General features: G+C 72.8%; 12 protein-coding genes. 3 read left to right on the top strand and 9 right to left on the bottom strand.

What is annotated here, in order from left to right; genetic code table 11:
* Positions 1 to 24: 24 nt before the first annotated feature.
* Both ACZ4Z1_RS07700 and ACZ4Z1_RS07695 read right to left on the bottom strand, forming a co-directional pair.
* Complete coding sequence (locus ACZ4Z1_RS07700) at positions 25 to 1,089, bottom strand: beta-ketoacyl-[acyl-carrier-protein] synthase family protein (protein ID WP_468485661.1); 1,065 nt, start codon at positions 1,087 to 1,089, stop codon at positions 25 to 27.
* Complete coding sequence (locus ACZ4Z1_RS07695) at positions 1,089 to 2,348, bottom strand: cytochrome P450 (RefSeq protein ID WP_468485660.1); 1,260 nt, start codon at positions 2,346 to 2,348, stop codon at positions 1,089 to 1,091. Before ACZ4Z1_RS07695 ends, ACZ4Z1_RS07700 begins: the two co-directional genes overlap by 1 nt.
* Before the next feature lie 197 nt (positions 2,349 to 2,545).
* On the opposite strand from ACZ4Z1_RS07695, the gene ACZ4Z1_RS07690 reads away from it, so the two are divergent.
* Positions 2,546 to 4,057, top strand: a complete 1,512-nt coding sequence (locus tag ACZ4Z1_RS07690; protein WP_468485659.1) for an acyl-CoA synthetase — start codon at positions 2,546 to 2,548, stop codon at positions 4,055 to 4,057.
* 27 nt (positions 4,058 to 4,084) lie between these two features.
* Here the strand turns inward: ACZ4Z1_RS07690 and ACZ4Z1_RS07685 are convergent, their stop codons facing one another.
* From ACZ4Z1_RS07685 to ACZ4Z1_RS07660, 6 genes are all read right to left on the bottom strand, one after another.
* A complete protein-coding gene (locus tag ACZ4Z1_RS07685) occupies positions 4,085 to 4,405 on the bottom strand; it encodes a VOC family protein (RefSeq protein WP_468485880.1) in 321 nt (106 codons plus the stop codon).
* Positions 4,406 to 4,619: 214 nt separating this feature from the next.
* A complete protein-coding gene (locus ACZ4Z1_RS07680; RefSeq protein ID WP_468485658.1) occupies positions 4,620 to 5,291 on the bottom strand; it encodes an ABC transporter ATP-binding protein in 672 nt (223 codons plus the stop codon).
* Entirely contained in the window at positions 5,284 to 6,279 is a 996-nt protein-coding gene (locus ACZ4Z1_RS07675; RefSeq protein WP_468485657.1) for an ABC transporter ATP-binding protein, read from the bottom strand. Before ACZ4Z1_RS07675 ends, ACZ4Z1_RS07680 begins: the two co-directional genes overlap by 8 nt.
* A 47-nt stretch (positions 6,280 to 6,326) precedes the next feature.
* Positions 6,327 to 7,271 (bottom strand): ABC transporter permease, encoded by a 945-nt coding sequence (locus ACZ4Z1_RS07670; RefSeq protein ID WP_468485656.1) that lies wholly within the window; start codon positions 7,269 to 7,271, stop codon positions 6,327 to 6,329.
* Complete coding sequence (locus tag ACZ4Z1_RS07665; protein ID WP_468485879.1) at positions 7,264 to 8,220, bottom strand: ABC transporter permease; 957 nt, start codon at positions 8,218 to 8,220, stop codon at positions 7,264 to 7,266. The genes ACZ4Z1_RS07670 and ACZ4Z1_RS07665 overlap by 8 nt, the downstream gene beginning before the upstream one ends.
* A 38-nt stretch (positions 8,221 to 8,258) precedes the next feature.
* Positions 8,259 to 9,860, bottom strand: a complete 1,602-nt coding sequence (locus ACZ4Z1_RS07660) for an ABC transporter substrate-binding protein (protein WP_468485655.1) — start codon at positions 9,858 to 9,860, stop codon at positions 8,259 to 8,261.
* Positions 9,861 to 9,973: 113 nt separating this feature from the next.
* Between ACZ4Z1_RS07660 and ACZ4Z1_RS07655 the strand changes: the two genes are divergently transcribed.
* Positions 9,974 to 10,468: a cell wall hydrolase gene (locus ACZ4Z1_RS07655; protein ID WP_468485654.1), complete on the top strand. Its 495-nt coding sequence runs from the start codon at positions 9,974 to 9,976 to the stop codon at positions 10,466 to 10,468.
* Positions 10,469 to 10,483: 15 nt separating this feature from the next.
* Here the strand turns inward: ACZ4Z1_RS07655 and ACZ4Z1_RS07650 are convergent, their stop codons facing one another.
* Positions 10,484 to 11,872 (bottom strand): hypothetical protein, encoded by a 1,389-nt coding sequence (locus ACZ4Z1_RS07650; RefSeq protein WP_468485653.1) that lies wholly within the window; start codon positions 11,870 to 11,872, stop codon positions 10,484 to 10,486.
* 235 nt (positions 11,873 to 12,107) lie between these two features.
* Here ACZ4Z1_RS07650 and ACZ4Z1_RS07645 point away from each other — a divergent pair, with 235 nt between their 5' ends.
* Positions 12,108 to 12,506: a hypothetical protein gene (locus ACZ4Z1_RS07645; protein WP_468485652.1), complete on the top strand. Its 399-nt coding sequence runs from the start codon at positions 12,108 to 12,110 to the stop codon at positions 12,504 to 12,506.
* The last annotated feature ends 27 nt before the right edge of the window (positions 12,507 to 12,533 follow it).

Raw genomic sequence — 12,533 nt, 5'->3', positions numbered from 1 at the left:
GCTTCGGCGTGGTCACGGCATCGGCTACGGCATCGCCAGGAGGAGCGCCGTACAGACACCGCCGAAGCCGCTGTTGAGGCTGAGGGCGTAGCGGGACCGCGGTGCGCGGCCCGGGTCGAGCACGAGGTCGAGGGGGCAGTCCTCGTCCGGACCTAGGTGGTTGGCGTTGACGGGCAGCTGCCCGTGGCGGAAGGCGAGGGCGCAGACGGCCAGTTCGACCAGTCCGGAGGCTTCCAGGCAGTGGCCGTGCAAGGCCTTGGTGGAGCTGACGGGGACCCGCGCGCCGTGCGGGGAGAGCGCGCTCACGATGGCGGCGGCCTCGCCCGCGTCGAAGGCGGGGGTGGCGGTCGCGTGGGCGTTGACGTAACCGATCCGGTCGCCGCTGACCTCGGCCCGGCGCAGGGCGGTGGCGACGGCCGCCGCGGGGCCCCGGCCGTCGGGGTGGGGCCGGCAGACGTGATGGGCCTCCCCCGCGTTGCCCCAGCCGCGGACGAGCGCCCACGGCGGTGCGGTGCCGGTGCGTTCGAGGACCACGGCGCCGGCGCCGTCACCCAGCACCGGGCCCTCGCGGCGGGCACTGAAGGGGCGGCAGACGCCGTCCGGGGCGAGGATGCCGGCGCTGTCGAAGGCGGCGAACATGCTCGCGTCGACGAAGCTGCCGCCCGCGACGACGACCCGCCGCTCGGCGGTGGTGCCGATGAGGTGGGCCGCCTCGGCGACGGCGGTGTTGGAGGCGGCGCAGGCGGCGGTGTGGACGGTGAGCACCTCGCGTAGTCCGCAGGCGCCGGCCAGTTCGACGGCCAGGGCAGCGGTGTCAGGGCCTGCGTGCAGGGCGAGGACGAGCGGCGTGTCGGCCCGGTCGGCCGAGGACAGTCCGGCCTGGTCGCATGCTTCACCGATGAGCCGCTCCAACTCTCCGTACAGGTCGGGAGTGCCGGGGAGGGTGGCGGCGTGGCGGGCCCGGTGGCGCGCGGTGTCGAAACGGGTGACCGGGGAGGTGGCCGGTGTCACGGAGGTCAGCCCCTGCCAGAGGGCGTCCGGGCCGTGGCCGTACGCGGTCAGGACCGACAGGCCGGTGACGCGGGCCATCAGGACACCACCGCGTGCCGGGGCTGGAAGGTGACGGGCAGCGCCGTCAGACCGGCCGTGACGTGCAGATGGGTGATGCCGCCGGTCGCGCCGCGCTGCCAGGGCAGCGTGTCGAGCGGCTGGGCGGCGGCGAGTCGGGGCAGGCGGCGCAGCACTGCGCCGAGGGCGGTGCGGCAGAGCCCGACGGCGAAGCCGCTGCCGAGGCAGAAGTGCGGGCCGTGGGCGAAGACGAGGTCCTGGCCCGGTTCCCGGGTCAGGTCGAGGCGGTTGGGGGCGGCGAACCGCCGCGGGTCGCGGTTGGCGAGGGCGATGTGCACGATCACCGCGTCACCCGGCTCCAGCTCCGCGCCGTACAGCTCGGTGGGCCGGAGGGCGAAGCGCGGCATGGTGGCCGCCAGAGGGGAGGTGTAGCGCAGCAGCTCGTCGAGGCCCTCGACGACCCGGTCGGGCTCGGCGAGGAGGTCGGGGTGGTGCCAGAGCGTGTACAGGCTCGACGTGAGGAAGTCGGCGACCGGCTCGTACGCGGAGACCAGCAGCAGGAAGAGGGTGGAGGTCAGCTGACCTTCGTCGAGGCCGGCGGCGTCGGCGTGCGCGATCATCGCGCTGACGGCGTCGGCCCCGGGGCTGCGCCGCCGGTGGGCCACGAGGTCGTGCATCAGCTCGCTCATGGCTTCCCGGTCGGCCGCGTACTGCTCACGGTCCGGCGAGCCGGGAGGATCGAACAGCGGCGACGGACCCCAGCGCCGCAGCTCCAGCGCGCGCCTCACGAAATCGGGCGGATACCCGAGCAGACCGGTGATCGCCCGGACGCCGTACGGATGGGCGAACTCGCGCACCAGATCGGCGCGACCGCGCCCGGCGATGGCATCCAGCAACTCCTCCGCCACACTTTCGGCGCGGTCGACGGCGGCCCGTACGCGCTCGGGCGTGAACGCCGACGCGCCCAGTTCCCGCAGCCGCCGGTGCAGGTCACCGTCGACGTTGAGCATGCTGCGGACGATGCTGTCGGTGACCTGCGGCCCGGTGAAGCCGAGGTAGCGCGTCCAGCGCTCGCCGCCCCGCACGGCCGGTTTGGCGAAGACGGTGTCCGTCAGCACCCGGCGCGCCGCGTCGTACCCGCTCGCGACCCACGCAAAGGAGCCGTCGGGCAACTCGGCGCGCCACACCGGGGGCTCGCCACGGGTGTCGATGCGCTCGGCCTCGGGACTGTGGCGGACCCGCGCGTCCAACAGCAGCGCCGTACCAGGACCAGCGATCACCGCAGCCTCCCCACAAGCCGAACACGTAGCGTCACAACAAAACTACCATCCGTAATATCATGTCACTACCCACCCTCCTCGAACGGGTGACGCAGACCGCAGACCGCAGACCGCAGACCGCAGACCGCAGACCGCAGACCGCAGACCGCAGACCGCAGCAAGATCATCGAAGCCGACCGGCCGGACAGGGGCAGCACATGCGCAACGAGGGCGTCGGAACCTGGGCCGCGCGGCGGGCGCGGCGCACCCCGCACCGCACGGCACTGATCCACGGCGACACACTCCGGGTGAGCTACGCCGCGCTGTACGACCACGCCACCCGCATCGCCCACGCCCTGCGGCACCACGGGGTACGCAAGGGCGACCGGGTCGCTTTCCTCGGCCCCAACCGGCCCGAATTCCTCACGTCGCTCTTCGCGGCCGGCCTGCTGGGCGCGGTCTTCATCCCGCTCAACGTCCGGCTCACCCCGCCGGAACTGGCCTACCAGCTGACGGACAGCGGCGCCCGCGTGCTCCTGCGCTCCGGCCGCTTCCCCGACGTCCCGGCGGACACCGGCGTACGGGTCATCGAAGTGGACGCGCCGGAAGACCCCGCCCCCGCAGCACCGACCGAACCCGTCACCCCCCTCGAACCCCTCGACGAAGCCGTGGCCCCGGACGACCCCTTCCTGATCCTCTACACCTCCGGCACGACCGGCCGCCCCAAAGGCGCCGTACTCACCCACGCCAACCTCACGTGGAACGCCGTCAACGTCCTGATCGACGAGGACCTCACGGCCGACGAGACCGCCCTGATCGCCGCGCCGCTCTACCACGCCGCGGCACTGGGCATGCAGGCCCTGCCGGTGCTGCTGAAGGGCGGCACATGCGTACTGATGGAGACCTTCGACGCGGGCGCGGCACTGGAAGCCGTCGAACGGCACCGCGTCACATCCCTGTTCGGCGTCCCCACCATGTTCCGCCGGATCGCCGCCCACCCGCACTGGTACGAGGCCGACCTGTCCTCCCTCCGCACCCTCGTATGCGGCGGAGCCCCGACCCCCGGGCCCCTGATCGACACGTACGCCCGCCGCGGCCTCACCCTGCGCCAGGGATACGGCATGACCGAAGCATCACCAGGCGTCCTGCTGACCCACGACCGCCCCACCGGCACCGCCCCGAGCCACGTGGGCATCCCCCACTTCTTCACCGACGTCCGCGTAACCCACCCCATCCCCGACTCCCCCTCCCCCTCCTCCTCCCCCACCGGCGAACTCCTCGTCCGCGGCCCCAACGTCATGACCGGTTACTGGAACCGCCCGCAAGAAACCGAAGCAGCCTTCACGGACGGCTGGCTGCGTACGGGCGACGCGGCCCGCACCGACGCCGACGGCGGGGTGACCATCGTCGACCGCATCAAAGAGGTGATCATCTCGGGCGGCGAGAACATCTACCCCTCCGAGGTCGAACACGCCCTGCTGGCCCACCCGGACGTCGCCGAGTGCGCCGTGATCCCGGTACCCGACCCCGAATGGGGCGAGGTCGGCCGCGCGATCCTGGTGGCGGCACCGGGCGCGACCCTCGACCCGGCCGAGGTCCTCACCTCCCTGACCGGCCGCCTGGCCCGCTACAAGATCCCCCGCACCGCCGTCATCGCCCCCGCCCTCCCCCGCTCCGGCACCGGCAAGACCGCCCGCCACCACCTCAAAACCCGCTACGGCGCCCCCTGAACCCCGCCTCCCCCTCCCCCGCTCCCCTCACCGATGCCCCAACACGTTCACCACCCGCCCATTCGGATCCCGCACGAAGAACCGCCGCCCCCACTCCTCATCCCGCAACTCCCGCACCACAGGCGCCCCACTGGCCAGCACAGCCGCATACACCGCGTCCACGTCGTCCACCTCGACACTCATGTCCGGCGGCGTGTCGGACGCGGACCGGTCCTCAGTCATCAAGATCATCTGCGCGGCAGAATGCTCCGGAGCAGCAAGCGTCATGACCCACCCCGAGTTCATGACCTCTTCAAGCCCGAGAAGCCCGTAGAACTCCCGGCTCTCCTCCATGGCCTGCGTGAGCATGACGCGGACCAGGTTCAGGTCGCAGGCGTCCACCACATGCACCTGAAACAGAGGGCCGCCGCTTTCGTCGGACGTCACGGGTGCCGTGAAGAAATTGAAGCGGAGGTTCGGGGGCCAGTGCCACGCGCCCGCGATCCCGTCGAAGGGCTCGGCTCCGGGGATGGTGGAGAGTTCCGCGTGCATGGCGTTCACCGGTTCGGCCCGCTGGTTCCGCTCAGCCCCCCACCCCGCCCTCCCCCAACTCCCCCCACCCCACAACCCGATCACACCACCGCTCCAACAACACCCGATCGTGGCCCACCGCCAGCAGCCCCGCCCCCGATGTGCGTCGGTATTCCTCGACCGCCGTTACCAGGGCGGCCGTCGTCGATGCGTCGAGCATGGCGGTCATTTCGTCGCAGATGAGCCAGCGGGGGCGGAGGGTCAGGGCGCGGGCGAGGCAGGCGCGTTGGAGTTGGCCGTCGCTCACTTCGTGGGGGCGGCGGGAGAGGAGGTCGGGGGAGAGGCCTACGGTGGGGGCCAGTTCGGCGAGGCGGGTGGGGGCTTCGGTGCGGCGGCCGGTGGCTCGCAGGGGTTCGGTGATCAGGTCGGCGAGGCGGAGGCGGGGGTCGGCGGAGAGGCGGGGCTGCTGGAAGACGACGCCGTACGCGGTGCGCTGGGCGCGAGTGGCCCGGTGGCGGTAGCCGCTGACGGGGTGGCCGTCGAGGACGACGGTGCCGGCGTCGGGGCGGTGCAGGAGCGCGGCCACCCGGGCCAGGGTCGACTTGCCGCAGCCGCTGGGGCCGAGCAGGCCGACGGCCTCGCCGTCCGCGATGCGCAGCGAGACGTCGCGGACGACGGGGCGGGCGCGGTCGTACCCGGCGGTGATGGCGCACAGTTCAAGCACCGGCTGCTCCCTCTCGTACAGCGGCTGCGGGCTCTGCCGACGGGTGGTGGCAGGCGATGCCGTCCGTCAGTGCGGGTACGGCGGTCGTGCAGCGGTCCGTGGCGCGGTCGCAGCGGGCGGCGAAGGCGCAGCCCGGCGGGAGGTCGCCCAGTTCCGGCGGCATGCCGGGGATGGGGGTGAAAGCGCGGTCGGGCAGGGCGTCGAGGAGGCCGCGGGCGTAGGGGTGGCGGGGGCCGGGAGTGGTGAAGAAGTCCGTGGCGTCGGCGAGTTCGACGATGCGGCCCGCATACATGACGGCCACCCGGTCGGCGATCCGTTCGGCCGCCGCCAGGTCGTGGGTGATCATCAGCAGGGCCCGCCCGGTGCCGTCGGTCGCGTCCGGCGCGTCGATGTGGCGGCGCAGTTCGTCGACCGTACGGTCCACGAGGTCGCGGTCGAGGCCGGTGGTCGGTTCGTCGGCGAGGAGCAGGGGGGCGTCGCCGACCAGCGCGAGGGCGGTGGCGGCGCGCTGTGCGAGGCCGCCGGAGAGTTCGTGCGGGTGGCGGTCGAGGTGGTCGGCGGGGAACGCGGCGCGCGCTGCGGCCTGCTCGGCGGCGGTCCGCAACGCGTGTTTGGGGGTGCCGGTGAGTTCCCGGAGGGTTTCTTCGAGTTGTGCCCGTACGGTGCGTACAGGGGTGAGGTGGGCGGCGGGGCTCTGCGGTACCAGGCCGATGCGGCGGCCGCGTATCGAGCGGGAGAGTTCGCGTTCGGAGGCGGTGAGCAGTTCGACGCCGTCCAGGTGCGCGGTGCCGGCGGTCTGCGCGTTGCCCGGGAGGAGGCCGAGCAGGGCCGAGGCCAGGACGGATTTGCCGCAGCCGCTCTCGCCGACGAGCGCGAGGCACTGGCCGGGCGCGAGGTCGAAGGACGCGTCGGTGACGGCGGCGACGTGCCGCCCGCCGCGCATCCGGAAGCGTACGGAGAGGTTGCGTACGGACAGGATGGGGGGCATCAGAGGTACGGGAGAGGTCAAGGGCTCGGGGGGCTCGAGTGGCTTGGTCACAGCATCAGCTCCGATCGGCGGCGCGGGTTGATGCGTTCGCGCCAGGCACCGGCCAGGCCCGCGACGGCGAGCGTGGGGACGATGATGAACAGGCCCGGGAAGAGGGTCGGCCACCAGTCGCCCGCGAGCAGGGAGCTGCGCGCGCTGTTGACCATGTTGCCCAGGCTCGCCTCGTGGGCGGGCAGCCCGAGCCCCAGGAAGGACAGCGCGGACTCGTGCCAGATGGCGTGCGGGACCATCAGGACGGCGGCGAGCCCGGCCTGCGGCAGGACTCCCGGCAGCAGGTGGCGCACGGCGACGCGCAGGCGTGAGGCGCCGCCGGAGACGGCCGCGTCGATGTACGGGCGGGAGCGGAGGGAGAGGACTTCGGCCCGCACGATACGGGCCGTCGAGAGCCAGTGGGTCAGCGCCACCGAGATGACCACGGGCCAGACGCCGGGGCGGAACATCGCCACGATGAAGATGCCGAGGAGGAGGTGGGGCACGGAGGAGAACAGGTCCACGACGCGCATGACACCGCGGTCCGCCCAGCCGCCGAGCGCCCCGGCCAGCGCCCCGACCGCGGTGCCGATGACGGTGGCGGCGAGCGCCGCGACCACACCGACGAGCAGGGAGACGCGCAGCCCGTACACGCAGCGCAGCAGCAGGTCGCGGCCCACCTCGTCGGTGCCGAAGGGGTGCGCGGGGGAGGGCGCCTGGAGTTTGGCTGCGAGGTCGACGGCCTGCCGGTCCAGGGGGATCAGGAGGGGCACGACGACGACGGCCAGGATGATGGCCGCCACCAGGACCGCCGAGGTACGGACCCGCAGGGTGCGACTACGGGAGCGGGCACCGTGCCCGCCGCGCTGCGCCGAGCGCTGGTGCCAGACGGTCCCGCCGTCCACAGCGGAACCTCCGCGAACCCCGGCCGTCGTCCGTTCCGTCTTCACCGTCTCAGCCATCGAATCCCACCCTCGGGTCGGCGAGTCCGTACAACAGGTCGGAAAGCAGATTGCCGATCAGTACGGCGATCGTGGCGAGCACCGTCAGCGCGGCCAGCAGCGGGAAGTCCACGCTGGTCGCCGCGTCGACGGTGGCGGCGGCGATGCCGGGCCAGCTGAAGACGGACTCCACCAGCAGCGCCCCGGTGATCAGTTCCGGTACGCGGGAGCCGATCAGGGTGAGGACCGGCAGCAGTCCGGAGCGCAGGGCGTGCTGGAACAGGACGGTGCGCTCGCTCAGGCCGCGGGCCCGCGCGCCGCGCACCGGGTCCTCCTCCAGGGCGTCGCCGACCCCCTGCCGTACGTACAGCACGAACCACGGGAGCTGCGTGACGGCGAGGACCAGCGCCGGGAGGACGACGTGGCGGGCGATCTGACCGGCGGTGGCGACCTCGCTGCCGGTGTCGGTCAGTCCGCCGGCCGGCAGTACGCCGAGCTTGAGCGCGAACAGCCAGACGGCCAGCAGTCCGAGCCAGAACGGCGGGGCGGCCTCCAGGGTGTACGCGGCGGAGGTGACGGCGCGGTCGAGCATCGAGCCGGGCCGCCGGGCCGCCAGTACGCCCAGGAGCGTGCCCGCCAGGATCGCGAGCACGAACGCCAGGGCGCACAGCAGCACGGACCAGCCGATGCGTTCGCCGATGACCTGGGAGACGGGGGCGCGCAGCGTCGCGGAGTCGCCGAGGTCGCCGGTGAGCGCGCCGGTCAGCCAGTGCCACCAGCGGCCGAGCAGCGGCTGGTCGACGCCGAGGTTGTGCCGGATCTGGTCCAGGTTCTCCTGGGAGGCGGTGAGCCCGGCGGTGCCCGCGTACGCCCGGACGGGGTCGAAGGGCGCGGCGGCCGCGACGGCGAACACCCCGAGGGTGACGGCGAGGAGGACGGGCACGGCGAACAGGGCCCGCCGTCCCGTCATCCGCGCCATCGGGCCCCAGGGCAGCTGTGCGAGGCGGTTCACGTCGCGGGCTGCCAGTCCTCCACGTTCCACCACGGGCCGGAGGCCAGGCCGTGGTCGTGCGGTTCGACCTGGGTGGTGAGGTCCTTCCACCGGTCCTTGAGCACGTATTCGTGGTCGATGTGGGTGAGGAAGATGTAGGCGGGGTCGTCGACGAGTTCACGCTGCACGGTGTCGTACCCGGCCTTGCGCGCGGCCTTGTCGTCGGTGCGGCGGGCGTCCACCAGCGCCTTGTCGACCTTGGGGTTGTCGTAGCGCGACATGTTGTTGAAGCCGTCGCCGGCGAGCGAGGAGTGCAGCAGCAGGTACTGGTCGAAGTCCGGGTCGGCGGGGCTGCCGCCGCCCGCGAGGACCGCGTCGGTCTTCATGTTCGGCTGGATGGCCTCCCAGGGCCCGGACTCGACCTTGACCTCGATGCCGGCCTTCTTGGCGTCGGAGGCGAAGGCGAGCGCGTGCTCCTGGCGGAGCTTGTCGCCGGCCAGGTACCAGAGCTTGAAGGAGGCGGGCTGCCCGTCCTTCTCGCGGATGCCGCTCCCGCTCTTCTTCCAGCCGGCGTCGTCGAGGATCCGTTCGGCCTTCTTCAGGTCGTGGGCGCGCTCGGTGCCCTTGGTGAACCAGGGGCTGTCGGTCGGTACGGGCCCGTAGGCGGGCTTGCCGGCGCCGTCGAGGATGCCGTCGACCATGGCCTTGCGGTCCACCGCGACGTCCAGGGCCTGGCGTACCGCCTTGTCGCCGGTGACCTTGTCGGCGGTGGGCAGGGTGACGTTGCGGTAGTCGAAGGTCTTGGCCGCGAGGGTCTTCTTGTCCTGGTCGGACTTGAAGGTGGCGGCGAGGTTGGGCGGCAGGATCGCGCCGTCGAGGTCGCCGGAGCGCAGCCGGGTGGCGCGTACGTCGTCGTCCTTGATGATCGCCATGGTGAAGTTCTTCACCTTGGGCGCGCCGCCCCAGTAGTGCGGGTTGGCCTTGAAGGTGAGCTTCTCGCCCTTGGACCACTTGGTGAGGATGTACGGGCCGGTGCCGATGGGCTGGGTGGTGAAGGAGCCGGTGTTCACGTCCTGCTTGCCCGCGATGTGCTTCGGGGCGATCGGCAGGACGGTGCGCTCGGCGAACGGCGCGTAGGGGTACTTGAGGTGGAAGACGACGGTGCGGGCGTCCTTCTTCTCGACCTTCTCCAGGGCGTCCAGTTCGGCCTTGGAGGCGTTGTTGGTCTTCTCGTCGAGGATGGTCTCGTAGGTGAAGACCACGTCGTCGGCGGTGAAGGGCTTGCCGTCACTGAAGGTCACGCCGTCGCGCAGTGTGTACGTGTACGTCGTGCCGTCGTCGGAGACCTCGGGCAGCTTCGCGGCCAGCGCGGGCTTGAGTTTCATGTCCGCGTCGTGGGTGAGCAGCCCGTCGAAGATCTTGGAGTTGCCGTCCTTGCCGTAGCCCAGCAGCGGGCTCAGCGTCTCCGGCTCGTAGGCGATGCCGACCACGGCGGAGTCCTGGGCACCGGCCGCGCCGCCCTTGCCGCCGCCGGACGGCGTCGAGCAGGCCGCCACCCCGAGCGCCATGGTTCCCGCCAGTGCCGCGGCGGCCGCTGAGCGTATCGACCGGGACGTCATGCCCACTCCCCTGCTGAAGATCGACTGTTGTTGCAAAGCGCAGGCAATTAAACAGCATGTGAGAAACGGAAGCCCCGGTACCCCCGAGCGCGGGGGCCGCCATCATGGACGCCATGTCTGCCGCCCCCGCCCTGCCCACGGCCTCCGGAGCGTCGCCCGACCCGCTGTCGCGCCTGCCCGCCGCCCTGCGGGACGTCCCGTACGCCGCCTCCCGGCACCCCGGTGCCGCCCCGCTGCCGGGCCGCCACCCGTACGACCTGGCGGCCGGCGCGAACTGCCAGCTCTACGCGTACGCCGTACTGCGCCACTTCGGGCGCGCGGTACCGCCGCTGCGGTCCGCCGAACTGTGGGCGGACACCGCGGCGACCGTACGGGCGGAGCCGCCGGGCCCGCTGGACCTGGTGCTCTTCGACGCCGGGGAGGCGCCGGGGCGGCCCGCCGGGTACGGGGCGCACGTCGGCGTGCACCTGGGGCCGGGCCAGGTGCTGCACCTGTGCAAGGAGGCCGGGCGGCCCACCGTGTGGGCGTACGCGGACTTCGCGGAGCGGCCGCGGTACGCGCGGCTCCTGGGCGCGAAGCGGGTGCGGGGAGCCCGCGTCAGCTCGTGACCCGGCCCGCCCCCGTCACCAGTCCCCGCCCCCGAAGCCCCCGCCACCGTCGCCGCCGCCGAAGCCCCCGCCGTCACCGAAGCCCCCGGAGAAGTCGTCCGGGTTGAAGTCCGCACCGGAGACGTCGCCGCCCTCGGCTCCCTGCATGCCGCCGCCGAAGTCGGAGGCGTACGCGGACGGGCCCATCAGGACGCTGCCGAGCATGGTGCCCATGAGGAGGCCCGGCAGCATGCCGCCGCCGAAGTAGCCGCCCGCCCAGGGGCCGTACGCGGGTCCCGCGTCCCAGTAGGGGCGCTGCCCATACTCGGTCTGCACCGTGCGGGCCATCGGCTCCTGGCCGTCCTCCAGGCGCGCCCGGTCGGCGGCGCACACCGGGACCGTACGCGGTGCCGCGCCGTTCGGCGCCCACTCCGCGTCCGCGACGGACGGCCCGTGCCGGGGGTCGAAGAAGCACGGCACCCGGCGTTCGGGCAGCGGCTTGCCCTCGCGCCGCGCGGCCAGGGTGGCCAGCGCGAACCGGCCGTCCTCCAGGGCTCTGGTGACCGGTTCGACGTCGCCGGGGCGCTCGGCGCGGGCCATCGCCGCCTTGGCATTCTCGTACGCGTCCAGCGCATGGGCGTAATCGGCGCGCATCGCGTCGTCGGCACCGGGCTCGCCGGGGGTGAAGTCGAGCCGGTCCAGTTCCTCACCGAAGGCGGTGATGTCCTCGTCCACCACGACGCGCAGCTGTTCCAGCGCGGCCCGCTCCTCCTCGGCCCGCCGCTTCTTGCTGCGGCGGTGCAGCGCCAGGGCGCCACCGCCGCCGACCACCACCAGCGCGCCGAGGCCGACGAGCGCGCCGGTGCTGACACCGGCGCCGTCGCCGCCCCAGGAGGCGGGCTCGTGGCCGGACGCCTGCTGGGTCGCGGTGTCCACGAAGCTGTTCAGGCGGTCCTTCGTGGTGCCGTAGTCGGAGCGCTGGACCGCGCCGACGAGGTTGCGTACGGAGTTGCGCGACATCACACGGGCGTCGGCGGCGGCGTTGAACCGGTCGCCGAGCTGGACGGCGTAGACACCGCTGATGCCGGTCTTGGTGCGCAGGTCCCGGAAAAGGGTGCTGGGCCGGTACTCGGCGGCCTCGGGCAGTACCGCGACGAAGACCGGCTTCCCGGAGTCCTTGATCTTCTTGGCGAGGGCGCCCGCGTCGGCGGACGACAGCGCGCCGGAGGCCCGCGGGTCCACGTACACCGGGCCCTTCTTGAGGGCGTCCGCCGCCTCGTCGAGCCCGCCGGCGGCCCGCGCGCCGGGTGCCACGGCGGTGAGCACCGCCAGGAGGACGGCGGTCAGCAGGAGCGCCGGTCCGGTCTGCGGGTGCCGGCGGAGTGCCGTCCCGGAGGCCGCGGGGCGGCGGATTGCGATCTTCATGGGTACGACGCTACCCGAACCACACTTTTTAGACATAACGGTTGCGTAACGGGCGGATTCGTGCTCCATGCCGCCGTGTACGGGCACGCGCCCCCGCGCGGACACAGTGTCCTACACCCGCGGCCCCTCGTCCGCCCGGAGACCCCCGTTGCGGTGGCCGTCGCCCCGGCACCGGTGATGATCTCGGCGCGCGGGGAAGCTCCGCCCGACCGCCCCCGACGAAACGGAGGTCATCATGCGTACCGCGAAGGCCAAGGGCATAGCCGCCGGGGCCGCCACCACCGCCATGGCGGCCGCCCTCGCGGTCGGACCGGCCGCCGTCCCGTCCGCCGCCGATCCGGCCGTGAGGGTCACGACGCCGGCCGCCGGCTCCAGCGCGAAGGTGGACGGCAGTCTCCTGGTCCAGTGGTCGAACACGACCGGGAAGGAGGTGGACGTCTGGCTGAGCGCCCGTACGCCGTCCGGAGAGCACGACCGGCTGTCGCTGGTGGCGCCCAAGGCGGGCAGCAAGAAGGCCGGTGAGGCCCTGGCGACGCTGCCCACCGTGCCGCCCGGCACCTCCTACACCATCGAGGTGACGACCCAGGACGGCGCGGAGAGCGACGTCAGCGGCCCCCTGAGCCTCATCGGATAGGCACCGCCCGTGTACGGTCTGAAGCCG

It is taken from the genome of Streptomyces sp. NPDC030165 (assembly GCF_055573595.1).
The sequence above is the reverse complement of the archived record's forward strand: the minus strand, read 5'-3'. Positions and strand labels throughout refer to the sequence as shown.